Origin of the sequence: Microbispora sp. H10949 (assembly GCF_014161435.1) — a bacterium.
GTDB lineage: Bacteria > Actinomycetota > Actinomycetes > Streptosporangiales > Streptosporangiaceae > Microbispora > Microbispora triticiradicis.
In genome coordinates, this window is sequence record NZ_JABBWZ010000001.1 from 799,214 (window position 1) to 821,693 (window position 22,480).

Annotated in this window: 20 protein-coding genes; 5 read left to right on the forward strand and 15 right to left on the reverse strand. The window is 71.9% G+C overall.

The window, feature by feature from the left end; all coding sequences use genetic code 11:
• Nucleotide 1: 1 nt before the first annotated feature.
• Nucleotides 2-1,180, reverse strand: coding sequence for an ROK family transcriptional regulator (locus HHX40_RS03525; protein ID WP_182879369.1), 1,179 nt, complete (start codon nt 1,178-1,180; stop codon nt 2-4).
• A 276-nt stretch (nt 1,181-1,456) separates the two neighbouring features.
• Here HHX40_RS03525 and HHX40_RS03530 point away from each other — a divergent pair, with 276 nt between their 5' ends.
• The 3 genes from HHX40_RS03530 to HHX40_RS03540 all read left to right on the forward strand — a co-directional run bounded on the left by HHX40_RS03530 (nt 1,457) and on the right by HHX40_RS03540 (nt 4,723).
• On the forward strand, nt 1,457-3,376 hold the full coding sequence (locus HHX40_RS03530; RefSeq protein ID WP_182879370.1) for an endonuclease/exonuclease/phosphatase family protein: 1,920 nt from the start codon (nt 1,457-1,459) through the stop codon (nt 3,374-3,376).
• A 63-nt stretch (nt 3,377-3,439) separates the two neighbouring features.
• On the forward strand, nt 3,440-3,904 hold the full coding sequence (locus HHX40_RS03535; RefSeq protein WP_111699706.1) for an RrF2 family transcriptional regulator: 465 nt from the start codon (nt 3,440-3,442) through the stop codon (nt 3,902-3,904).
• A gap of 33 nt (nt 3,905-3,937) precedes the next feature.
• Complete coding sequence (locus HHX40_RS03540; protein ID WP_182879371.1) at nt 3,938-4,723, forward strand: Fpg/Nei family DNA glycosylase; 786 nt, start codon at nt 3,938-3,940, stop codon at nt 4,721-4,723.
• A 286-nt stretch (nt 4,724-5,009) separates the two neighbouring features.
• Here HHX40_RS03540 and HHX40_RS03545 read toward each other — a convergent pair whose 3' ends face one another.
• The 11 genes from HHX40_RS03545 to HHX40_RS03595 form a co-directional block, all read right to left on the reverse strand.
• Nucleotides 5,010-5,366 carry a helix-turn-helix domain-containing protein gene (locus HHX40_RS03545; protein ID WP_111699708.1) on the reverse strand — a complete coding sequence of 119 codons (357 nt, stop codon included), beginning with the start codon at nt 5,364-5,366 and terminating at the stop codon, nt 5,010-5,012.
• 253 nt (nt 5,367-5,619) lie between these two features.
• Entirely contained in the window at nt 5,620-6,114 is a 495-nt protein-coding gene (locus HHX40_RS03550) for a CinA family protein (RefSeq protein WP_111699709.1), read from the reverse strand.
• Nucleotides 6,111-6,863 (reverse strand): CDP-diacylglycerol--glycerol-3-phosphate 3-phosphatidyltransferase, encoded by a 753-nt coding sequence (pgsA, locus tag HHX40_RS03555; protein ID WP_182879372.1) that lies wholly within the window; start codon nt 6,861-6,863, stop codon nt 6,111-6,113. The genes HHX40_RS03550 and pgsA overlap by 4 nt, the downstream gene beginning before the upstream one ends.
• Nucleotides 6,860-8,272 (reverse strand): 30S ribosomal protein S12 methylthiotransferase RimO, encoded by a 1,413-nt coding sequence (rimO, locus tag HHX40_RS03560; protein WP_111699711.1) that lies wholly within the window; start codon nt 8,270-8,272, stop codon nt 6,860-6,862. Before rimO ends, pgsA begins: the two co-directional genes overlap by 4 nt.
• A 30-nt stretch (nt 8,273-8,302) precedes the next feature.
• Nucleotides 8,303-9,046, reverse strand: coding sequence for a helix-turn-helix domain-containing protein (locus HHX40_RS03565; RefSeq protein ID WP_182879373.1), 744 nt, complete (start codon nt 9,044-9,046; stop codon nt 8,303-8,305).
• A 177-nt stretch (nt 9,047-9,223) separates the two neighbouring features.
• Entirely contained in the window at nt 9,224-11,785 is a 2,562-nt protein-coding gene (locus tag HHX40_RS03570; RefSeq protein ID WP_182879374.1) for a DNA translocase FtsK, read from the reverse strand.
• Between the two features lie 64 nt (nt 11,786-11,849).
• Entirely contained in the window at nt 11,850-12,623 is a 774-nt protein-coding gene (locus HHX40_RS03575) for an IclR family transcriptional regulator (RefSeq protein WP_111699713.1), read from the reverse strand.
• A 31-nt stretch (nt 12,624-12,654) separates the two neighbouring features.
• A complete protein-coding gene (locus HHX40_RS03580) occupies nt 12,655-13,818 on the reverse strand; it encodes an enolase C-terminal domain-like protein (protein WP_182879375.1) in 1,164 nt (387 codons plus the stop codon).
• A 93-nt stretch (nt 13,819-13,911) separates the two neighbouring features.
• Nucleotides 13,912-15,201, reverse strand: a complete 1,290-nt coding sequence (locus HHX40_RS03585) for an ABC transporter substrate-binding protein (protein WP_182879376.1) — start codon at nt 15,199-15,201, stop codon at nt 13,912-13,914.
• Between the two features lie 44 nt (nt 15,202-15,245).
• Nucleotides 15,246-16,124: a carbohydrate ABC transporter permease gene (locus HHX40_RS03590; protein ID WP_138461426.1), complete on the reverse strand. Its 879-nt coding sequence runs from the start codon at nt 16,122-16,124 to the stop codon at nt 15,246-15,248.
• 14 nt (nt 16,125-16,138) lie between these two features.
• Nucleotides 16,139-16,996, reverse strand: a complete 858-nt coding sequence (locus HHX40_RS03595; protein ID WP_182874914.1) for a carbohydrate ABC transporter permease — start codon at nt 16,994-16,996, stop codon at nt 16,139-16,141.
• A gap of 264 nt (nt 16,997-17,260) precedes the next feature.
• Here HHX40_RS03595 and HHX40_RS03600 point away from each other — a divergent pair, with 264 nt between their 5' ends.
• Nucleotides 17,261-18,583, forward strand: coding sequence for a pectate lyase family protein (locus HHX40_RS03600; protein ID WP_182879377.1), 1,323 nt, complete (start codon nt 17,261-17,263; stop codon nt 18,581-18,583).
• Between the two features lie 42 nt (nt 18,584-18,625).
• On the opposite strand, the gene HHX40_RS03605 is transcribed toward HHX40_RS03600, so the two are convergent.
• Genes HHX40_RS03605 through HHX40_RS03615 form a run of 3 tightly spaced genes read right to left on the reverse strand, consistent with a single transcriptional unit; the run spans nt 18,626 to nt 21,349 of the window.
• Entirely contained in the window at nt 18,626-19,045 is a 420-nt protein-coding gene (locus HHX40_RS03605; RefSeq protein WP_182879378.1) for a nuclear transport factor 2 family protein, read from the reverse strand.
• A 56-nt stretch (nt 19,046-19,101) separates the two neighbouring features.
• Entirely contained in the window at nt 19,102-20,544 is a 1,443-nt protein-coding gene (locus tag HHX40_RS03610; RefSeq protein WP_182879379.1) for an aldehyde dehydrogenase (NADP(+)), read from the reverse strand.
• Nucleotide 20,545: 1 nt separating this feature from the next.
• The gene (locus HHX40_RS03615) at nt 20,546-21,349 is read right to left on the reverse strand and encodes an NAD-dependent epimerase/dehydratase family protein (RefSeq protein WP_111699720.1); all 804 of its coding nucleotides are present in this window, start codon (nt 21,347-21,349) and stop codon (nt 20,546-20,548) included.
• 223 nt (nt 21,350-21,572) lie between these two features.
• On the opposite strand from HHX40_RS03615, the gene HHX40_RS03620 reads away from it, so the two are divergent.
• The gene (locus HHX40_RS03620; RefSeq protein ID WP_182879380.1) at nt 21,573-22,475 is read left to right on the forward strand and encodes a 5-dehydro-4-deoxyglucarate dehydratase; all 903 of its coding nucleotides are present in this window, start codon (nt 21,573-21,575) and stop codon (nt 22,473-22,475) included.
• Nucleotides 22,476-22,480: the final 5 nt, after the last annotated feature.

Consider the following 22,480-nt stretch of genomic DNA (forward strand, 5'->3'; position numbering starts at 1 on the left):
CCTACGCCGTGAAGATCTCCTCGCGGGCCTGGTCGAGCGCGGCGAGGACGGCGCCGCGCAGCACGGGGTTGCCGTCCACCTGACTGGGGATCACCTGAGGCGGTATGGGGCAGATGCGCGCCACGGCCTCCTCCACCCGGGTGGCCAGGCCCTCCCCGCCGGCCCGGCAGACCTCCCCGGCCAGGACCACGAGGCCGGGGTCGAGCACCACGCACACCGAGGCGACGCCGAGCGCCAGTCGCGCGGCGACCTCGTCGAGCAGGGGCTCGCCCGCCGCCCCCGCGGCCACCGCGGCGGTCACGCAGTCGGCCGCGGTGGCTCCGGCGAAGCCGTGCTCGCGGGCGAGTTCGCCGACCGCCTCCGAGCTGACCAGTGACTGCAGTCCGCCCCGCAGCGACGGCAGCCGTCCGGGGATCGCCCGCACGTCGTCGGCGAGGGGCACCCCGGGCACCGGGAGATAACCGATCTCTCCCGCGCTGCCCGATCTGCCGCGGTGCAGGCGTCCACCCAGCACGACGGCCAGGCCGATGCCCCGGCCGACCCAGACGAGCACGAAGTCGTCGGCCTCGCGGGCGGCGCCCCGCGCGCGTTCGGCGATCGCCGCGAGGTTCACGTCGTTCTCGATCGTGACGTCCCGGCGCAGGTCTCTCGCCAGCGCCTCGTGGATGCCCTCGTGCCACTGCGGGAGGTCGAAGGAGAAACGCACGTCCCCGGTGCGGGGGTCCACGACGCCGGGCGTGCCGATCACGACCCCCCGCAGCCGCGACAGCGCGACCCTGCCGCCGCGGCAGGCCTTCACGACGGCGGAGTGCACCAGCGACACCGGGTCGTCCGCGCCGTCGGGAGACGCCGTCACCTCGGCGACGATGTGCCCGTTGATGTCGGCGATCGCCGCCGACACCCGGTCGGGCCCCACGTCGAGCCCCGCGACGTACGCGCAGGAGGGGATCACGCCGTACAGCGCGGCGTTGGGGCCGCGGTTGCCCGCCTGCTCCCCCACGACCTCCACGAGGCCGCGCTCCTCCAGGCGCGCGAGCGTCTGCGAGGCCGTGACCTTGGACAGTCCGGTGAGCTGGCCGATCTGGCCACGCGTCAGGGGACCCGAGGCGAGCAGCAGTTCCAGGGCGGCCCGGTCGTTGATCTCCCGGAGCAGCCGGGGCACGCCAGGACGTCGCTCCATACTCCCGCTTCCCATCGTCTGAGTCTCCCGCTCACCGTCGGCGCGCACCCGCACACCCCTCCGACTTCGCCGGGCCCCCGTCGGCGCTCCCACCACGCGCGCCCGTGAACGACCGGCGCCCGTGAACGAGCAACAAAGTTTTCAGCAAAGCTTAGCGAGCCGGGGAGCGCGGAGAACGCGCCGGTCGCCGCTCCCGGTAACGCTCCCAGCCCGCATGAGGATGGCTTATGAGGACGGCTCACATGACCGCCCAGCCGGCCGGGACGAGGGAGCGCCATGACCGAGACGGCCCGGGAGCCGCACGCCCCGCCGCGGCGCGGGCTGCCCGCTCCCCCGTGGCCGCTGGTCATGCTCGTGACGGGCGTCGCGCTCCTGTTCGACGTGGTGCGGGTGTTCCTGCCGTCCCTCATCACCCTGTTCGGCAGGGCGGGCGAGACCTCTCCCGAACGCATGGGGCTGTACGCGGCGCTGTGGTTCGTCCTGCCGTTCGCCGCGATATTCGCGGCCCGGCTCGTCCCACCCCGGATCGTCCTGGTGGCGGGCGCGGTGGCGCTCACCGCGGCCCGGCTCTGCCTGCAGGTCTCCGACGGGGGCACGCCCCAGCTTCTGCTCGCCTCCGCCGGGGTCACGGCGGGGCTGGTCTTCCTCCACGGCTGCGCGCGCACGACCAGGGGCGCGTGGGTGCCGGCCGGGCTCGTCGGGGGCCTGGCGGGCGCCTCGATCCTCCACCTGGCCCTCGACCGGGTGGACCTCGTCTGGCGGGACGGGCCGCTGCCCTGGCTCGCCGTAACAGCACTCTGCGCCGCCTTCCTGTGGTCCGTACGCCTGTCGCCCCCGTCGCCCGGCCCGGCCCCGGCGGCCGTGTGGTTCGCGTTCGGCCCGATGCTCCTGCTCGCGGGCATGTACGGCGGCGGCTCGGGCATGCTGCCGCAGGAGGCCGGGCAGCACAGCGGGGCCTACACCGCCCTGATGGTCGCGCTGCAGGCGGGGGCGTGGTGCGCCGCCGTCGTGTGCGCCTGGACGTCGTCGTGGGGCTGGGCGGCGGGGCCCTTCCTGGTCGCCGCGGTGGCGGCGCTGGAGGCGGGTGTGACGGGCCTCGCCGCCATCGTCGCGACCATCGCCCTCGGTGCCTGCGCCGCCGCCGCCGGACAGGACACGGGCGCCGGACAGGATATCGGCGCCGGCCCGGAGACCGCGGCCCGGCGCGGGGGCGTCGCCGTGCTCGGCGGGATGCTGGTGTTCCTGGTGGCGGCCTTCCTCTACTACGCGGCCTTCGACGCCGACCTCGGGTTCCCCAACGCGGTGGTCCCGGTGGCGGTGGCCGTCCTGGTCGCCGTCGTCGCCTTGCGGCGGGGCCGGCGGCACCGGTCCGCCCCCGTACGGCGGGCGCCCCGCCGATGGGGCTCGGCGGCGGTGTCGATCGCGCTGCTGACCGGGCTCGTCACCTGGCAGCGGCTCCCTGCCGAACGGCCGATCGAGGGGGACGAGTTCACGCTCGTGGCGTACAACATCCGGATGGGGTTCGGGCTCGGCGGCCGGCTCGACCTCGACCGGATCGCCGCCTGGGCCGCGGCGCGGCGTCCCGACGTGGTGCTGCTCAGCGAGGTGGACCGGGGCTGGCTGCTCAACGGCGGGCACGACGACCTGGCGAGGATCGCCCGGGGCCTGGGAATGCGCTACCACTTCGCCCCCGCCGCCGACCGTCTCTGGGGCGACGCACTGCTCACGAACCTGCCCGTCACAGAGATCGGCTCCACCCGGCTGAACCGGCACGGCTATCCGACCGGCGCCCAAGCCCAGTCGATCGTGCTGGAGGTCGGCGACCACGAGGTGGGGATCGTCAACACCCACCTGCAGGAGCCGCGGGGGCAGGCGCCCGAGGTCGCGGCGATCGCCCGGCGGCTCGCCGCGGCCGCCCTCCCGCCCGGCGTCGGCGTGGCCGAGCCGCGACCGGTGATCGTGGCGGGCGACCTCAACACCACGCCGTCCGACCCGCAGATGCGGGTGCTGGAGGCCGCGGGCCTGACCGATCCGCTGCGGGCGCTCGGCGACCCGCCGACCTCGCCCGCCGACGCTCCCGTCCGGCGCATCGACCACGTGCTGATCTCGAAGGGGCTCACGGCGGTCGCCGCCGACGTCCCCAGGGTGCCGTTCTCCGACCACCTCCCGGTCGTCGTACGCCTGCGGGTGGGGTGAGACCAGGAGGTGAGAGGGGACCGCGCGTCGTACCGAGGCCAACCAGGCGGGATAATCGGCTACATGCGACTTTCTGCCCGTGTCGACTACGCCCTCCGTGCCGCCGCCGAGCTCGCCGCGGCGGGCGAGGGACCCACAACGGTGGGCGAGCTGGCCAAGGGGCAGGAGATGCCCCCCAAATACCTGGAGAACATCCTGCTTCAGATGCGCCGCGCCGGCCTCGTACGCGGTCAGCGCGGCCCGGAGGGCGGCTACGTGCTGGCCCGTCCGGCCGCCGAGATCTCCCTCGCCGACGTGATCCGCGCGGTGGACGGCCCTCTGGCCAACGTCAGGGGCGAGCGGCCCGAGCACGTCGGCTACCAGGGCGCCGCCCAGGCGTTGCAGCAGGTGTGGATCGCGCTGCGGGCGAGCGAGCGGGCCATCCTGGAGGAGGTCAACCTGGAGCAGATCGCCAAGGGCGAGCTGCCTCCCCGGGTGACCGAACTGGCCGCCGACCCGGCGGCCTGGGACTCGCACACACCGGTGTGAACCGCCCGTCCCTGATCCTCGCGGGAGGATGGCGTGCCGGAGGGTGACTCGGTCTACCGGGCCGCGAAACGCCTGCGGGAGGCCCTCGACGGCCGGACGCTGACCCGCAGCGACTTCCGGGTGCCCCGCCACGCCACCGCCGATCTGCGGGGCCGGGCCGTGCTCACCACGATCTCGCGCGGCAAGCATCTCCTGACCCGGGTGGAGGGCGGACTCACCGTCCACACGCACCTGCGCATGGAGGGCAGCTGGCGGGTCGGCCCGGCGGGCCGGCCGGTGCCCCGGGGCGACGTGGTGCGGCTGGTCCTCGCCAACGCCGAGTGGCAGGCGGTCGGAACCCGGCTGGGGATGGTCGACCTCGTCCCCACCGGCCGGGAGGACCGGGTCGTCGGGCATCTCGGCCCGGATCTGCTCGGGCCCGACTGGGACCCGGGGCGGGTCGTGGGCAATCTGCTGCGGGAGCCCGGGCGGACCATCGGAGAGGCGCTGCTCGACCAGCGCGTGCTGGCCGGAATCGGCACGATCTGGCGGGCGGAGACGCTGTGGGCCGCGCGCCTGTCGCCGTGGCGCGTCATCGGGTCGATCCCGCCGGAGGAGCTGGAGTCGCTGGTCTCGGCCGCGCACCGGCTGATGGAAGCGAGCAAGGACGCGCCGTTTCCGGTGACGAGCGGTGATCCGCGTCCCGGCCGGTCACTGCTCGTGTACGGCAGGGCACGCCGTCCGTGCCGGCGGTGCGGCAGTCCGATCAGCAGGGGGGAGATGGGTCCGCAGCCGTCCGAACGGCTCGTCTACTGGTGTCCCGCCTGCCAGCGCCCATAGCGGCGCGAGGGGAACAACCACAGGGGACCAGGCACTGGGGAACAAGCACGGGGTAACAAGCACGGGGTAACAGGCGCGGGGCAACAAGCGCGAGAGAACGAGCGCGGGGAAACGAGCACGGAGAACAGTCGTGCGACAGGCCCGGCACATGCCCGGACACTGTGCCGCGGCGATCCTGCGTGCGAAGGCGACACCGGTCGCACACCCGGGGGCCGGGCGTCCGGCGTCAGGCACGGCGGCACGACCTCGCCACAGGCGGAGACCCGGGGCGGCGGAAGCGCCGTCTCTAGGCGGCGACCATGTCCTTGACCTCGGGGAAGCCGTCGAACTCGGGGCCGGCGGGCACGGTCTCGGGAATCGGCAGCCGCTCGTGCTCGGGCAGTTCCGCGAGCATGGGGGCGGCCTGCAGTTCGGCGAGCGCGAACTGGTCGGACACCTCACGCAGCACCTGGGACAGCGGGACGCCCAGTGCGCCGCAGATCGAGGCGAGCAGCTCAGAAGAGGCTTCCTTCTGGCCGCGTTCGACCTCGGACAGATAGCCGAGTGAGACACGGGCCACGGTGGAGACCTCGCGAAGGGTGCGATTCTGCCGCACCCTCAGCCGCCGCAGTACGTCACCGAGCAGCTGACGCAGCAGGATCATCTGTCGCTCCCTCCCCAAGGGGGGCGCCTTCACGACGCCTCGCACGGTGGGCTCATGGCGCCCCTTCTTCATCTGCCCTTCGTACATACGCCTCGCCGTCATCATTGGTTCGCTCGGCCCCTTTGCCGGGCGTGCGCCTGTCTTGCTCCTCGCCGATGGCTCACGGACCTCACTCACAGCTCCACCGTACCTGTAGAGGGCAACACCGCGGCAGACCGTGGCGAGCATGTTCGCTGGGGACGTAACGCGGTAATCACCCGAGATGTTCCCCCGAATTTGCCTGTAGCACACCTTCCAAGAGGTCCAAAGCCTCCCGGAGGGTCGCCTTTCTGATCTCGTCCCTGGTCCCGGTCAAGAGCAGGTCACGGTGCCAGAGCCGCTCCCCCGGGCCGGCCAGGGCGATGTGGACCGTGCCGACCGGTCTGCCGTCCTGCGGCTCGGGACCGGCGACCCCCGTCACCGCCAGACCGTAGTCCGAATCCGTCAGCTTACGCACCCCTGTCGCCATGGCCGCCGCCACGTCCGGGTGCACCGCCCCCTCCCGCTGCAGCAGGCCGGGCGGCACGCCGAGGATGCTCGCCTTGAGGTCGGTGGCGTAGGCGACCACCCCGCCGCGGAAGGCCGCCGAGGCCCCCATGGGCTCGGTCATCGCGGCCCCGATCAGACCGCCCGTCAGCGACTCGGCCACGGCGGCCGTCGCGCCCCGGCGGACCAGCAGGGACAGCACGTGCGCCGCCATGCCCGTCATACGGTCCGCGCCCTCTTCGCCACCTGCCGCAGCCGCACCGCCCGCACCACGTAGTCGGCGCCGGTCCCCACCGTGACCACCAGGGCGAGACCCATCGCCGCCCACCTGGCCAGGTCGGGCACGACGGGCACGATGTAGAGCGCGATGGCCACGATCTGCAGCACGGTCTTCACCTTGCCCCCGTAACTGGCCGGGATAACCCCGTGCCTGATCACGAGGAAACGCAGCAGCGTCACTCCCGCCTCACGAGCGATGATCACCAGGGTGACCCACCAGGCGAGCTCGCCGAGGTACGACAGGCACAGCAGCGCCGCGCCGATCAGCGCCTTGTCCGCGATCGGGTCGGCGATCTTCCCGAAGTCCGTGATCAGCGCGTACTTCCTGGCCAGCCAGCCGTCGAGCTGGTCGGTGACGGACGCGAGCAGGAACACCCCCAGCGCCGCCAGCCGCCAGGCCTCGCCCTCGGCGAACAGGAAGACGACGAAGACGGGCACGATCGCCAGGCGGGCGATGGTCAGGGCGTTCGCGATGTTCCAGGTGCTGACGCGGCGGGCCGTCCCCTCCTCGCCGGCGGCGGGCGCCGGCGTCAGAGGCTCTGGTGTCACAGGCGCGGGAGGCGCGACGGGGACGGCGGCGGCCGGCGACGGGCCGATCTCCGCGGTCGCCTCCACCGGCGCCTCCACGGTGGCCTCTACCGCGGCCTCTACCGGGCCCGCCACCTCCACCGGCGGCTCGCCGCGCTCCGTCATGTGCCTGCCTTGATCCGGGCGATCAGGTCGACCCCCTCGGAGTCGACCGCGACCGCCTGCACGATCTGCCCGGGGACCAGGCCGATGCCCTGGACCGTGACCGCTCCGTCGACCTCGGGGCCCTGGTGCGCCGCACGGCCCTCGTATCCGCCGTCGCCGAGGTCCTCCTCGATGAGCACCTCCAGTTCGGTGCCGATACGCTCCTCGGCCCGCTGGGCGGTCAGCTCCTCGGCGAGCTCGGTGAGCGTCGCCACGCGTTCGTCGATCACGTCCTGGTCGAGTTTGCCGTCGAAGCCGTACGCCTCGGTGCCCTCCTCGTCGGAGTAGCCGAAGACGCCGATGACGTCGAGCCTGGCCTCCTCCAGGAAGCCCACCAGCTCCTCGAACTGCTCCTGGGTCTCCCCCGGGAAGCCCACGATGAAGTTGGACCTGACGCCCGCCTCCGGCGCGCGCTCGCGGATCTGGTCGAGGAGGTCCAGGAAGCGCCGGGGGTCGCCGAAGCGCCGCATCCGCCGCAGCACCGGCCCGCTGGCGTGCTGGAAGGACAGGTCGAAGTAGGGCGCGATCCCCTCGGACGAGGCGATCACGTCGAGCAGCCCCGGCCGCAGCTCGGCGGGCTGCAGGTAGCTGACCCGCACCCGCTCGACGCCGTCGGTCTCGGCCAGCCGCGGCAGCAGCTTCTCCAGCGCCCGCAGGTCGCCCAGGTCCTTGCCGTACGACGTGGAGTTCTCGCTGACCAGCACCAGCTCCTTGACGCCCTGGCCGGCCAGCCACGCGGCCTCGGCGAGCAGGTCCTCCGGACCGCGCGAGACGTACGAGCCGCGGAAGGCCGGGATGGCGCAGAAGGTGCAGCGCCGGTCGCAGCCCGAGGCGAGCTTCAGCGAGGCGACCGGCCCGGAGCCGAGCCGCTTGCGCAGCGTGCGCGGGCCGCTCGCGGGGGCGACGCCCCGCGGCAGCGGGTCCTCCTGGGCGTGGCCGGGGATGTGCGCCCGGGCCGCCGAGCGCTCCACCGGGCTGATCGGCAGCAGCGTGCGGCGGTCCCGGGGGGTGTGCGGGACCAGCGGCCTGCCCGCGAGGACGTCGTCGAGACGCTCCCCGATCTCCGCGTAGTCGTCGAAGGAGATGACGGACGCCTCGGGCAGGGCGTCGGCGAGCTGCGCGCCGTACCGTTCGGCCATGCAGCCCGCCGCGACCACCTTCGCGCCCGAGTCGGCCGCGGCGAGCAGGGTGTCGATGGAGTCCTTCTTCGCCGAGTCGATGAAGCCGCAGGTGTTGACGACGACGACGTCCGGGTCGTCGTCACCGGTCTGCCACCCGGCGGCCTCGAGCCGCGCGGCGAGCTCCTCTGAGTCGACCTCGTTGCGGGCGCAGCCCAGCGTGATCAGCGATACGGTTCGGCGAGAAGACATGATGCGAACTACGGTATCGGCAGTCGGCGATTAACGGGGACTCGGGCCGCCCGCGGCGAAGGTCCGCCGCACCATCTGGCCGTCCCTGCCGGGCGCGCCGAGGTCCCTGCCGTTGACCACGAGCCGCACCGCCCCGGCGTCGCCGATGACCATCTTCACCCGGTCCCTGGCCGAGTACGTCGTGGTCCTCCCCTCCGGCAGCGTGCCCTCGAAGATGGCCTTGCCCTTGGCGTCCTTCACGGCGATCCAGGACGGCTTGCGCGTGGTGACCTTGACCACCACGAGGCCGGGCGCGAAGGCCTCCTCCAGGCTCCGGCCCTCCCGGTCCCCCTCGTGACGCGCCTGCCCGTGCTGCGCGGGCGCCGGGAGCCGGACGGCCGTCGGGCCCGTCCTGTCTCCGGAGCCTCCGAGCATCCGCGCGACGACGACGATCACGACGATGGCCAGGGCGACCGCGACGGCCATCGTCCAGCCGGAGCCCCGGCGGCCCCGCTCGCGCAGCACGGCGGCCCCTCCGAACAGCGCCGACGTCCTGACCGGGGAGTCGCCGCCCGGGTGCTCCTGCTCGTACTGCCGCACGAGCTCGTCCGGGTCCAGGCCGAGATCGGACGCGATGGTACGGAGGTGGCCGCGCGCGTAGAAGTCGCCCACCGAGAAGTCGTCCCCCTCGAAGCGCTCGATGACGGTCTCGCGGATCCGCGTGCGCTCGCTGAGCTGACGCACGGACAGTCCGGCGCGCTCACGGGCCTCGGCCAACGCAGCACCTACGCTCATCGTTAAGCCCCCTGTCTTCCAGACCGCCCCACAATGCGTAGTTAGCCACATTCAATCAGCTACTGACTACGAACGGTACCCAAGAGTGGACACAGAGCAACCGCTCTGTCACCTTCGCACCGGTTTCGGGGCCTGGCGAGAGGAGCGCGGCTCAGCCTCCCGCGCCGGAGCCGGCTTTCAGCCGGTCTCCCCGCGCAGGTCGGCGAGCAGGCCGGGCAGGTCGTCGGGCTTGACCAGCACCTCGCGGGCCTTCGATCCCTCGCTCGGGCCGACCACGTTGCGGCTCTCCAGCAGGTCCATCAGCCGTCCGGCCTTGGCGAAGCCGACCCGGAGCTTGCGCTGGAGCATCGATGTGGAGCCGAACTGGGTCGACACGATCAGCTCGGCGGCCTGGACCAGCAGGTCGAGGTCGTCGCCGATCTCCTCGTCGATCTCCCGCTTGGCGGCGGCCGGAGCGGCCACGTCCTCCCGGTACTCTGCCTGCATCTGGACCTTGCAGTGGCCGACGACCTCCGCGATCTCCTTCTCGGAGATGAACGCGTTCTGCAGCCGCATCGGCTTGCTAGCGCCCATCGGCAGGAACAGCGCGTCGCCCTGCCCGACCAGCTTCTCGGCGCCCGGCTGGTCGAGGATGACCCGGGAGTCGGCGAGGGACGAGGTCGCGAACGCCAGCCGCGACGGCACGTTCGCCTTGATCAGACCGGTGACCACGTCCACGGACGGCCGCTGGGTGGCGATGACCAGGTGGATGCCGGCGGCGCGGGCGAGCTGGGTGATGCGGACGATCGAGTCCTCCACGTCGCGCGGGGCGACCATCATCAGGTCGGCGAGCTCGTCCACGATCACCAGCAGGTACGGGTACGGCTGGTAGACCCGCTCGCTGCCCGGCGGAGGCACCAGCTTGCCCGCCCGGACGGCCTTGTTGAAGTCGTCCACGTGCCGGAAGCCGCTGGCCGCGAGGTCGTCGTACCGGCGGTCCATCTCGCCGACCACCCATTCGAGGGCCTCGGCGGCCTTCTTCGGGTTGGTGATGATCGGCGTGATGAGGTGGGGGATGCCCTCGTACGCGCTGAGCTCGACCCGCTTGGGGTCGACCAGCACCATGCGGACCTCGTCGGGGGTGGCCCGCATCAGGATCGAGGAGATCAGCCCGTTGATGCAGGTCGACTTGCCCGCGCCGGTGGCGCCCGCGATGAGGATGTGCGGCATCTTGGCCAGGTTGGCCACGATGGTGCGACCCTCGACGTCCTTGCCGAGGCCGACGATCATCGGGTGGTGGTCGGCCTGGGCCACCTGCGAGCGCAGCACGTCGCCGAGCGACACGAGGTCCTTGTCGACGTTGGGGATCTCCACGCCGATCGCCGACTTGCCCGGGATCGGGGACAGGATCCGCACGTCGGCCGACTTCACGGCGTACGCGATGTTCTTGGTGAGCGCGGTGACCTTCTCGACCTTGACCGCCGGGCCCAGCTCGATCTCGTACCGCGTGACCGTCGGGCCGCGGGTGAACCCGATGACCTGCGCGTCGATGGCGAACTGCTCCAGCACGCTGGTCAGCGCGTTGACGACCGTCCGGTTGGCCTTGGTCTCCTGCTTGGGCGCGCTGCCCGGCCGCAGCATCGCGAGATCGGGCAGCGTGTAGGGCCCCTCCTGGCTGGACAGGACGAGCTGCTCGACCTTCCGCGGCGCGGGGGTCGGCAGCGGCGGCTGCGGCACGGGCTTGGGGAGCTGAATCTCCGGCTCGGTGGGCTCGCCGGGCTCGGCCGAGTCGGCGACGTCGTCCGTCAGGCCGGGGACGATCTCCGGCGAGTGCTCCTTCTCCGACAGCACGGGCGTGTCGTACGGCTTGACCGTGTCGCCGGGCTCGCCGGCGTCGCCCTGCGACCTGCGGGTGCGCTTCTTCGGCCCGGCCGGCGACCTGCGCGGCGCCCCGGCGCCCTCCGGCCGCTCGAAGAGCATGTGCCGGATCTCGGCGAGGCGCTCGGGGACGCGGTGCACCGGGGTCGCGGTGATCACCAGCAGGCCGAAGCCCGACAGCATCACCAGCAGCGGGATCGTGATGAACGCCGGCAGGATGCTCGACGGCGGCGCCGAGACGATGAAGCCGACCATGCCGCCCGCCGCCGACACGTTGTCCATGCCGTCGGTCGGCCCGCCCGAGGGGTACGGCGTGCCGTGGGCGACGTGCACGATCCCGAGGATCCCGGCCAGCAGCGCGGTCCAGCCGATGCCCATCCTGCCGGTCTCGGAGTTCTGGTCGGGGTGGCGCAGCAGCCGCCAGGCGAGCAGCGCGAGGAGCACGGGGACGGCCCAGGTGAGCGAGCCGACCGTGCCGCGCAGCACGGCGTCGACGAACGCGGCGAAGCCCGTCTTGGTGTCGCGCCAGGTCAGCGCGGCGAGCACGATGGCGCCCGCCAGCACCGACAGGCCCTGCCCGTCGCGCCGGTGCACGGGGTCGAGGTCGCGGGCGTTCTGCCCGAGCGCCCGCGCGGCCATGCCCAGGCTGTTCGCCACCACCATCCACAGGCCGATGACGACCTTGCCGATCACCAGGAAGACCCAGCTGATCGGGTCGTGTCCGGTGGCGGGCGGGCGTTTCCTGGGCGCGGGCCGGGGCGCGGCCCTGCCTCGGGAGCCGGCCGGGGACCGTTTCGGTGCTGCCGTACGGGACCCGGAGCGCGGCCCGGAGCGGGGCGTGGAGCGCTTGCCGGACCCCTGTCCGGACGTACGGGTGGCCATGATGCCGAAGTTACCCCGGAGGCGGGCGATAACCGGCACGACGCGCCGGACGGGCCCTCACCTGTCAGTAGGCGCGGCGCTGGCGCAGGGCGGAGCGCTCGATGCGCTCGCGCGCCTCCAGCAGGCAGGAGGCGATCTCCTTCTCCCGCTCCGGGGTGAGGCGCGGGATCGGCACCGAGCAGCTGATGGCGTCCCTCGGCGGGTCGCTGATCCGCAGCGCCACGCCGAAGCACCGCAGCCCCTCGGTGTTCTCCTCACGGTCGACCGAGTATCCCTGCTTGCGCACCCGGCGCAGGTCGACCAGCAACTCCTCGGCGTCCACGATGGTGTGGGCCGTCAGCGAGGGCAGCTCTGCGGGCAGCAGCGCGCGCACCTCCTCGTCGTCCCGGCTCGCCAGGATCGCCTTGCCGAGGGAGGTGGTGCTCGCGGGCAGCCGGCGCCCGACCCGGGAGAACGGCCGCAGGTAGTGGCGTGAGGCGCGGGTGGCGAGGTAGACGACGTCGAAATGGTCGAGCCGGGCGAGGTGCACGGTCTCCCCCGTCACCTCCGCCAGCCAGTCGAGGGCGTCGTGCGCGAGCTGGACCACCGGGTCGCCGTCGATGTACGTCGCCCCGACCAGCAGGGCCCGCATGCCGATCCGGTAGAGCGTGCCGGTGACGTCGGTCTCGATCCAGCCGAGGTCGACCAGCGTGCGCAGCAGAGCGTGCAGGCTGCTCTTCGGGTAGCCCAGCTTGCCCTGCAGGTCGGTGAGGCTGTGCAGCCCGGGATACTGCGCGAAGAAGTCGAGCAGCTCGACCGTCCGGAGCGCCGACTTCACGTGCGGCACGGGTTCCGCCATTTGGTACCTCCCTGACCCGCCTGTCCGCCTCCTATTGTGAGCCGGTTCCCCAGGAGGCGACCGTACGGGAGGCGATGTAGTCCACATCCAGATCATCCCCCAGTCCGGGGGCATCCGGCATCCGCACCTTCCCGTCCACGAGCGGGTCGACGATCGACCGCAGGTGCGGGGCGGGGGTGTCGTAGTCCGAGTGCGGATGCAGCAGGCCCCGCTCGTACCACCGCCCGCACAGCGTGGCGCCGATCACGGCCAGGGCGCCGGACCCGTTGCCGTGGATCTCGCAGTCCATGCCGAACGACTCGGCGAGGTGCACGGCCTTGACCGCCGGGATGATCCCGCCGGAGCCGACCACGCCCACCCTGAGGATGTCGCACGCCCCGGCGGCCACCCACTCGGCCCGGGCCATGTGCTTGCCCCAGGAGGTCTCCGGCCCGAGGATCGGCGTCCTGAGCTGGTCGGCGAGCCACCGGTACGACTGCACCGACGCCTCCTCCATCGGCTCCTCGTACCAGGCGAAGTCCAGGTCGTCGAGGGCCCGGCCGAGGGTGAGGGCCTCGGAGCGGGAGTACCAGTGGTTGCTGTCGAGCATGAGCGCGACGTCCGGGCCGACCGCGTCGCGGACCGCCGCGCACGCCTCGATGTCGCGGTCCACGCCGTACGGCATGGGCGGCATCCAGGTGTGCAGCTTGATCCCGCGGTAGCCGCGGGAGACCAGGTCCTTGGCGAAGGCGGCGTAGTCCTCGGGGGTGGCCAGGCCGCCGGGGATGTCGTCGCCGCACATGGTGCTCGCGTACGCCGGCACCTCGGCGCGGGCGCCGCCGAGGAGCTTCCAGACGGGCAGGCCGAGCCTGCGCCCGGCGAGGTCCCACAGCGCCTGGTCGGCGGCGCTGAGCGCCCGGTCGGAGAGGTTGCCCTGGGCGCCGCGCTGGCGGCGGGCGACGCGGTGCCACAGCCGCTCCCGGTCGAGGCTGTCCTGGCCGATCAGCGCCGGGCCGATCTGACCCGCGATCACCGCCTCCCGTACGGTGTCCGGCGCCGCGAGGCAGCGTCCGGTGGCGCCGTCGCTGTCGGTGATCGTGAGCAGCGCCTCCCGCACCTCGCGGGGCGGGCCGGGGTGCCGGTGGCCGTGCCCGTCGACCACGGACCTGGTGACCGTGGTGAAGACCGTGACGACGACGCGTTCGACGACCGCCATGGAACCTCGCCTCCTCAGTGGGCTGGCCTCAGTGGTTGAGAGGGCCGGTGCGCGGTCAGGGACGCACCGGCCCGGTCCGGGGGTGACCGCCGCTCAGCCGCCGTTGGCCTTCTTCCATTCGGCCTGGGCGTCGGTCAGCTTCTGCGCCAGGGTGTCGAGGAACTCCTGGGGCTTCATCTGGCCGAGCAGCACCTTCTGGAAGAGGGGCTCTGTGTCGGCCTTGGTGATGGAGGAGAACTGGGGCAGGTAGTACGGCGGGGACACGACCTGCGTGTTCGGGTCGTTCAGCGTGTCGACGGCCGTCTTGAGGTGGTCCAGGCCCTGCACCCAGGAGTCGCCCTGCGCGTCGGTGTTGGCCGGGATCTGGCCCGTCTGCTGGTTCCAGTAGCTGTTGCCGTCATGGGAGACGAGGAACTCCACGAACTTCCAGGCGGCGTCCTTGTGCTCGCTGTTCTTGAACACCGCGAAGCCGTCCACGGGGTTGGCGACGACGGTCCGCCTGCCCCCGGGGCCGGTCGGCAGCGCGAAGGCGCCGATCTTGTCCTTGCCGTGGGCCTTGACGTGGTCGTTGTAGGAGCCCAGGTTGTGGTGCATCATCGCGATCTTCCCGGTGCCGAAGGCGGCGACCATCTTCGGGAAGTCGTTGGTGACGTCGGCCTCGGGGGTGTCCTTCTTGTACAGCCCGGCCATCCTGGTGAGGAACTCGGCGTTCTTCGGGTCGTTGACCGTGCTCCTGCCCGAGGCGTCGAAGAACTGGCCGATCCCGGAGTAGGAGTACATCTCGGCCAGGATCTGGAAGATCGACCCGGCGCCGCCGCGGATGGTGTAGCCGTACTGGTCGGGCTTCCTGGTCAGCCCGTCGGCGTCCTCGAAGAACTCGTCCCAGGTCTGCGGGGCCTTCTGGAGCCTGTCCTTCAGGTACCAGACCACGTCCATGTTGGAGGTGTTCGGCACCAGGTAGAGCTTGCCGTCGGGCACGGTCTTGCGGACCGAGTCGAGCATCGGCGTGGCCAGCCTGCCGTTCACCGAACTCTTGGCCAGCCACTCGTCCGCCGGCTCCAGCGCCTGCTGGCCGGTCAGGTTGGCCAGGTACGACGTGGTGACGCCGCCGACGTCGGGGGTGTCGCCGCCCGCGACGGCCGTGTCGTACTTCTGCTGGACGGAGGCGATCGGGACGCCGACGTACTCGACGTGGATCTTGGGGTTGGCCGCCTCGAACCGCTTGATCAGCTCCTGGTAGATCGGAGTGCGGGCGCCGCCGTTGTTGTCCCAGAACGTGATGGTCGTCTTGCCGGAGCCCTCGCCGGAGCCCGAGTCGGACCCGCACCCGGTGGCGGTGACGGCGAGAACGGCGAGCGCCGCCCAGGCCACCTTCATCTTCATGGTTCCTCCTGGTCAGGAGAGGCTGTGTGGAGCTGGGGGATCCGCTATCCCTTGACCGCGCCGGCGCTGATGCCGTGCACGAGATAGCGCTGGACCACTGCGAACACGCAGACCACCGGCAGAGCGGCGACGACGCCACCGGCCGCCAGAGCCCCGAAGTCGGCGCTGTACTCCCCGATCGTGTAGCTGAGCCCGACGGGGATCGTGAAGCTGTCCTGCCTGCTGACGAACATCAGCGCGAACAGGAAGTTGTTCCACGTGTGGATGAACGCGAACGACCCGACCGCGATCAGGCCGGGCCGCAGCTGCGGCAGCACGATCGCGAGGAAGCCGCGCAGCCGGCCGCAGCCGTCGACCATCGCGGCCTCCTCCACCGTGAACGGCACGGCCGAGACGAACCCGCTCATGAGGATGATCGACAGGGGCAGGTTGAAGACGGTGTCGGCGACGATCAGGCTGCCGAGGCTGTTGATGAGGCCGAGCGTCTTGAAGATCGAGAACAGCGGGATCAGCATCATCGCGCCGGGGACGAACTGGGTGCACAGCAGCACGACCATGAACAGGCTCCGGCCGCGGAACCGGTACCGCGCCAGCGCGTACCCGCCCATGACCGCGATCACCGTGGTGACCAGCAGCGACCACACCCCGACGACGACGCTGTTCCGGAAGAACACCGCGTAGCCGATGTCGTTCCAGACGGTCTCGAAGTGCTCGAACGTGATCGGCCACGGCACCGGGTCGGCCGAGCCCGCCGGCCGCAGGGCGAAGACCAGCATCCAGTAGAACGGCACGAGCGTGAAGATCAGATACATCCCGAGAGGGACGTAGAGCCGCAGCACCCGGCCGGGATCCCGTCTCGGCCGCCCGGGGCGGGCCTCGGGCACCGCTCGCGGACGCGGGCGGGTCATGACGTCGGCGCTCATCGCCGGAGCCCTCCTCATCGGTCCTCGCCGAACCGGCTGAGCCGGAGGTAGAGGACGGAGCAGAACAGCAGGATCACGAAGCCCGCCATCGTCAGCGCCGAGCCGTACCCGAAGTCCTTGGAGTCGACGGCGCGCTGCGCGACGTACAGCGGCAGCGTGGTCGTGACCTGCGCGGGACCGCCGCCGGTGAGCGTGTAGAGCAGGTCGACGTTGTTGAACTCCCAGACCCCGCGCAGCAGCGTGGCCAGCACGATCGCGTCGCGCAGGTGCGGCAGCGTGACGTGGCGGAAGCGCCTGAGACGCCCGGCGCCGTCCACCGCCGCCGCCTCGTACAGCTCGCCCGGGATGCCCTGCAACCCGGCGAGCAGGAGGATCGCGAAGAACGGCACGCCGCGCCACAGTTCCGCCACAACCACGGCCGGGAAGACCGTGTCCGGATTGCCGAGGACCGCCGCCTCGGGCTGCCCGAGGAAGCGCAGGACGCCGGTGCCCGGCGTGTAGAGCAGGATCCAGATGCCCGTCGTCAGCACTCCGGAGACGGCCCACGGGGAGAACACCAGCGACCGGGCGAGCCCCCGCCCGATGAAGCTTTCATTGACTATCAACGCGAGGGCCAGTCCGAGGATCAGCTGGAGACCGATCTCGGCGATCACCCATTTGGCGGTGAATCCCAGGCTGTGCCAGAAAACCTCGTCCTCGGTCAGCATGCGCCGGAAATTGTCCAGCCCGGCGAAGCCGTCCGCCCATGGCCGGGTGAGGTTGCGGTGCTGCAGGCTGTAGTACGCGACGCTGCCGATCGGATAGACGAGGAACGCGGCGATCAGCGCGACCGTCGGCGAGATCAGCAGGTACGGCACGGCCCTGCGGCGCATCGTCGTCACCGGCCCATCTCCTCCGCGTACGTCGTCCCGGTCCCTCCGAGACATATTCCTGAACGCCGTTCACAAACGTGGACGACAGATCAACGGTGATATTCCGCACTCGTCCTGTCAAGGACTCGTGTCCTATTCGAGACATTCACTCTTGGCACACCAGCACGCCTTGACCGCCGGCACGACTGGCCGTACGGTCCGGGTGTTCATGAATATGAATCGAGTTCAGAAGGATGACGGCACGACCGAGGAACGGAGACAGTCATGCCCGCACGATCCCTGCTCGTGCCCGCCGTCCTGGCGCTCACGGCGCTCACGGCGCTCACAGCGGCCGTCCCGGTTCCGGCGGCGAGCGCCGCCGGAAGTGATCCCGCCGGAAGTGATTCCGCCGGAGTCGAGCTCGGGCGGCAGACGCTGCCGGCGGGGGACGGCTGGGCCTCGGCCGGCGCCGGCACCACCGGCGGCGCGGCGGCGCCCGCCGCCAACGTCCGGGTGGTCACCGACCGCGCGGGCCTGGTCGCGGCCCTCGCCTCCCCCGGCCCCCGGGTCGTCTACGTGAAGGGCGTCGTCGACGTCGACAGGACCTGCGCGGACTTCGCCACCGGCGGATACACCCTCGCCGGTTACCTCGCGGCGTACGACCCGGCCGTGTGGGGCCGCGCCACCGAGCCGTCCGGGCCGCTGGAGGACGCCCGGGCCGCCTCTGCGGCGGCGCAGACGAAGTACGTCAAGCTCAAGGTGCCGTCGGACACCACGATCGTCGGCCTGCCCGGAGCGACCATTCGGCACATCAACCTGCACGTGGACAAGGCCGACAACGTCATCATCCGCAACATCCGCTTCGAGGACGCGGCCGACTGCTTCCCCCAGTGGGACCCCACCGACGGCGACGAGGGCAACTGGAACTCCCTCTACGACAACATCTCGGTGACCGGTTCGACCCACGTGTGGATCGACCACAACACGTTCACCGACGGGGACAACCCGGACGCGGACCAGCCGGTCTACTTCGGCCGGCCGTACCAGGTGCACGACGGCCAGGCGGACATCACCAGCGCGTCCGACCTCGTGACCGTCTCCTGGAACAGCTTCCGCGACCACGACAAGACGATGCTGATCGGCTCGACCAACAATCCCGCGAACGACCGGGGCAGGCTCAGCGTCACCGTGCACCACAACGAGTTCTACGACAACCTGCAGCGCCTGCCGCGGGTGCGGTTCGGCAAGGTGCACGTCTACAACAACTACTACCAGGCGCCCGACGCCGCGACCTTCGTGTACGCGCTGGGCGTGGGCCTGGAGTCCCAGATCTACGCGGAGAACAACTACTTCCGCCTCAGCCGGGCCGTGGACCCGGCCGCGCTGCTGTACGACTGGGGCGGCACCGCCCTCACCGCCAGGGGCAACCTGCTGCGCGTCGGCGGCACCGAACGGCCGATCGATCTGGTCGCGACGTACAACGCGAAGCACGACCCCGATCTCGGCGCGGACGCGGGCTGGACCCCGGCCCTGCACACCGGGATCGACCCCGCCGCGGCGGTGCCCAGGGAGGTCTCCCGGCACGCGGGAGCCGGGAAGATCCGCTGACGTCCGCGCGGTCTCCCCTGGCCCGCCTCAGGCCGGCAGGCCTCAGGCGGGCATGCGGAGCCCGAGCTGGACGCACAGTTCAAGCTGGTCGTAGAAGACCTCGCTGCAGCCGATCAGGCCGCACACGACGTCGATGTCGAACATCCAGCAGGAACGCACGCTGACCCGCCGCCCGGTGGCCTCGACCACCTCCCCCGTGGTGAGCGGGAACGGGCCGGCGTGCGTACCGGTGCCCACAGCGGCCGCGGCCACGGCGGCGTCTGTGACGATCTTCTGCCACACCGTGACGCGCACGTCGGGGAACGCCTGCCAGACCAGCGTGTGGTACGACGCGACCTCCGAGCGGCCCTCCGCGGGCCCGCCGGGCCCCACCGCCTTGGGCTCCCGGCCGTAACAGGCCATGACCTCCCCGAGGTCGTGGGCGTTGTAGGCGCTGAAATACCGCTCAACCACGTGGAGCACGGCGAGACCCCCGTTTCCCGCACATCCGGAGTCCAGGTTACGCGGGCGTACGGCCGTCAGGAGAGGCGCGGGCGGCCGTCCACCCGCTGGGGCACGCCGAGGGGGTTGCCGTCGCGCAGCTCCGGCGGGAGCAGGTCCTCCGGCCAGTCCTGGTACGCCACCGGGGTCGTCCAGCGCCTGATGGCGGCCGCGCCGACGGAGGTGTGCGCCGGGGTGGTGGAGGCGGGCCAGGGGCCGCCGTGGTGCATCGCCCAGGAGACGGCGACCCCGGTGGGCCAGCCGTTCCAGATGAGCCGCCCGGCCAGCCGGCGCAGCGCCGGCAGCAGGTCGCGGGCCTCCTCGGGCCCGGCGGCGTGCACGGTCGCGGTCAGCGACCCCGGCAGCCGCCGTAGCACGGCGGGCAGGTCGGCGGGGTCGCGGTAGCGGACCACGATCGCCGAAGGGCCGAAGCACTCCTCCCCCAGCTCGGGCAGCCCGTCCGCGAAGGCCTCCAGACCGGCGGCGAACACCCGCGGGGTGATGCCGTCCACCTCGCCTCCGCCGGCCAGCACGGTGAGCCGCTCGGCGAGCCTGCCGGACGCCCTCAGGTAGCCCTCACGGATCTTGGCGGTCAGCATGGGCCCGCCGCTGGTCCCGGCCACCGCCTCGGCGATCGCCCGCTCGAACCCTCCCTCCGCCGGGACGAAGACCAGGCCGGGGTTGGTGCAGAACTGGCCCACCCCGAGCGTCAGCGAGGCCGCGAACCCGGAGGCCACGGCGGCGGGATCGGCCGAGGGCAGCACGACGACCGGGTTGACGCTGCCCAGCTCGCCGTAGAACGGGATGGGGTCGGGCCGCTCGTCGATCAGCTTCTGGATCGCCTTCCCGCCCGCGAGCGAGCCGGTGAAGCCGGCCGCCGTGACGAGCGGATGCCGCACCAGCGGGGCCCCCGCCTCGAACCCGTGCACGAGCCCGAGCAGGTCCGGGTCGGGCAGGGCCCGCCGTACGACGGACGCGGTGAGGTCGGAGGTGCGCGGGTGACCCTCGTGCGCCTTGACGACGACCGGGCAGCCGGCCGCGAGGGCCGACACCGTGTCGCCGCCCGCCACGGAGAACGCGAAGGGGAAGTTGCTCGCCGCGAAGACGGCGACGACGCCGAGCGGATGGTTCATCCGGCGCACGTCGGGACGCGGCGGCGTGGCGCCGGGGTCGGGGTGGTCGATGACCGCCTCGGCCCATCCGCCGTCACGCAGGACGTCCGCGAACAGCCGGAACTGCGCGGCCGTACGGGCGACCTCCCCCCGCAGCCGCGCCTCGGGCAGACGTGTCTCCTCCGCGGCGACCGGCCACAGCTCCTCGGCGTGCTTGAGCAGGGCGTCGGCGACGGCTTCGAGCACGGCGGCGCGCTCGGCCGCGGGGGTCGCACGCCAGGCCTCGCCCGCCGCCGCGGCCCGCGCGACCGCCTCGTCCACCGCCTCGTTCGTCGCTTCGTTCGTCGTTCCAGTTGCGGGGCCGGTCATCTCATCCCTCCGCCGTGAGATTGTCGACGTCGTAGCGGGGACCGCAGAACGCCCCGCCGACCACGGAGTGCGGCAGTTCGCCGAGGTCCGGCTCGCCGTACTCGCCGACGAGCGTATCGGCGAAGACCTCGGCGTCGTCCTTCGGCTCGTAGCCGATGGCCCTGCCCTCCTCCAGCGACCACCAGCGGCGCGTGTTGGCCGACACGCCCCAGACCACGTGGAAGCCGTCGGCCGCCAGCGCCGCCTCGACCAGCCGCGCGCAGTCGTCGGGCGACAGCCACGTCGACAGCATGCGCACGTCCCTCGGCCGCTCGAAGCAGGAGCCGATGCGCAGGCACGTCACCGCGAGGCCGTAACGGTCGTGGTAGAGGGAGCCGAGCGCCTCCTTGGCGACCTTGCTGACGCCGTAGAAGGTGTCCGGGCGCGGGAACAGGTAGTCGGGGGCCTCACCCTCGCCGCGCGGGGCGAACCCGACGGCGTGGTTGCTGCTGGCCAGCACGACGTGGCGGACCCCGGCCCGCCGCGCGGCCTCCAGCACCACGTAGGTGCCGTTGACGTTGACGTCCAGGATCTGCTCCCAGGGGCGTTCGAGGCTGTGCCCGCCCAGGTGGAGCACGGCGTCCACGCCGTCCATGGCCGCCGCCACGGCCTCCTCGTCGGTGATGCTGGCGGCCACCCCCTCCTCGCCGGGCCCCGCCTTCAGGGGCGCGACGTCGAGCAGACGCAACACGCGTCCCTCCTTGGCCAGCCGGGGTCGCAGCAGCGTGCCGACGCCGCCCGCCGCGCCGGTGATGAGAATACGCATGTGCCCTCCTGTCGGAATCTGTCCTGGTTCTGGCCCTGATATCGCTTCGCAGTTTCGCAGCAAGGCCAGCGTGTTCACAACAACGGGTGTTGTTCACATATATGACCGACCATTCCTCTCGCATGCCGTCTCCGTCCTGCGTTGACTTCACAAACAGAGCCCGACTAGCGTCAAGAACAGGATCAAGGACACTGTCCACGTATGTGGACGGGAGGGTTGGCGGATGCGTCTCGACGGCGTTCTCTTCTTTCCCGTGACACCGTTCGACTCCGGCGGCGAACTGGCCGGGGACGTACTGGCCCGGCACGTCGCGCGCGGAGTCGCGGACGGCGCGGGCGGGGTGTTCGCGGCCTGCGGCACCGGCGAGTTCAACGCGCTGGGCATCGACGAGTACGAGCGGGTGGTGCGGATCTCCGCCGAGTCGGCGGGCGGGCGGGTCCCCGTCCTGTCCGGCGCGGGCGGGCCGCTCCCCTACGCCCGTGAGTGCGCGCGCAGGGCCGCGGCGGCCGGCGCGGACGGCCTGCTGCTGCTGCCGCCCTACCTGGTGAGCGCCCCCGCCGAGGGCCTGGTGCGCTACGTCCGCGAGGTCGCGGCGGCCACCGATCTGCCGATCATCGTCTACCAGCGGGCCAACGCCCGTTTCACGCCGGCCGCCGCGGTGGCGCTGACCGGGATCGCGAACGTCGTCGGGTTCAAGGACGGCCTCGGCGACGTCGACCTCATGCAGCGCATCGTGCTCGCCGTACGGGAGGCCGCCGGCCGGGATTTCACGTTCTTCAACGGGCTGCCGACGGCCGAGATGACCGTGCCGGCCTACCGGGGGATCGGCGTGAACCTGTACTCCTCCGCCGTGTTCTGCTTCCTCCCCGAGGTCGCCCTGGCCTTCCACAAGGCCGTGAACGCCGGAGACGACGACCTGGTGAACCGCCTGCTGAGCCGTTTCTACCGGCCGCTGGTCGAGTTGCGCGACCTCGTGCCCGGTTACGCCGTCTCGCTGATCAAGGCGGGCGTCGCCCTGCGCGGGCTCGACGCGGGCGGGGTGCGGCCGCCGCTCGTGGACGCGGCCCCCGAGCACGTCGCCCGGCTGGAGAAGCTGATCGCGGCCGGGCTGGACGTCGTCGGATGAGCGGC

Excerpts from the sequence above, each read along its gene's own strand:
- HHX40_RS03525 (WP_182879369.1), bottom strand. The coding sequence starts at position 1,180 with ATGGAGCGACGTCCTGGCGTGCCCCGGCTGCTCCGGGAGATCAACGAC.
- HHX40_RS03530 (WP_182879370.1), top strand. The coding sequence starts at position 1,457 with ATGACCGAGACGGCCCGGGAGCCGCACGCCCCGCCGCGGCGCGGGCTG.
- HHX40_RS03535 (WP_111699706.1), top strand. The coding sequence starts at position 3,440 with ATGCGACTTTCTGCCCGTGTCGACTACGCCCTCCGTGCCGCCGCCGAG.
- HHX40_RS03545 (WP_111699708.1), bottom strand. The coding sequence starts at position 5,366 with ATGATCCTGCTGCGTCAGCTGCTCGGTGACGTACTGCGGCGGCTGAGG.
- HHX40_RS03550 (WP_111699709.1), bottom strand. The coding sequence starts at position 6,114 with ATGACGGGCATGGCGGCGCACGTGCTGTCCCTGCTGGTCCGCCGGGGC.
- pgsA (WP_182879372.1), bottom strand. The coding sequence starts at position 6,863 with ATGACGGAGCGCGGCGAGCCGCCGGTGGAGGTGGCGGGCCCGGTAGAG.
- rimO (WP_111699711.1), bottom strand. The coding sequence starts at position 8,272 with ATGTCTTCTCGCCGAACCGTATCGCTGATCACGCTGGGCTGCGCCCGC.
- HHX40_RS03565 (WP_182879373.1), bottom strand. The coding sequence starts at position 9,046 with ATGAGCGTAGGTGCTGCGTTGGCCGAGGCCCGTGAGCGCGCCGGACTG.
- HHX40_RS03570 (WP_182879374.1), bottom strand. The coding sequence starts at position 11,785 with ATGGCCACCCGTACGTCCGGACAGGGGTCCGGCAAGCGCTCCACGCCC.
- HHX40_RS03575 (WP_111699713.1), bottom strand. The coding sequence starts at position 12,623 with ATGGCGGAACCCGTGCCGCACGTGAAGTCGGCGCTCCGGACGGTCGAG.
- HHX40_RS03580 (WP_182879375.1), bottom strand. The coding sequence starts at position 13,818 with ATGGCGGTCGTCGAACGCGTCGTCGTCACGGTCTTCACCACGGTCACC.
- HHX40_RS03585 (WP_182879376.1), bottom strand. The coding sequence starts at position 15,201 with ATGAAGATGAAGGTGGCCTGGGCGGCGCTCGCCGTTCTCGCCGTCACC.
- HHX40_RS03590 (WP_138461426.1), bottom strand. The coding sequence starts at position 16,124 with ATGAGCGCCGACGTCATGACCCGCCCGCGTCCGCGAGCGGTGCCCGAG.
- HHX40_RS03595 (WP_182874914.1), bottom strand. The coding sequence starts at position 16,996 with ATGCGCCGCAGGGCCGTGCCGTACCTGCTGATCTCGCCGACGGTCGCG.
- HHX40_RS03600 (WP_182879377.1), top strand. The coding sequence starts at position 17,261 with ATGCCCGCACGATCCCTGCTCGTGCCCGCCGTCCTGGCGCTCACGGCG.
- HHX40_RS03610 (WP_182879379.1), bottom strand. The coding sequence starts at position 20,544 with ATGACCGGCCCCGCAACTGGAACGACGAACGAAGCGACGAACGAGGCG.
- HHX40_RS03615 (WP_111699720.1), bottom strand. The coding sequence starts at position 21,349 with ATGCGTATTCTCATCACCGGCGCGGCGGGCGGCGTCGGCACGCTGCTG.
- HHX40_RS03620 (WP_182879380.1), top strand. The coding sequence starts at position 21,573 with ATGCGTCTCGACGGCGTTCTCTTCTTTCCCGTGACACCGTTCGACTCC.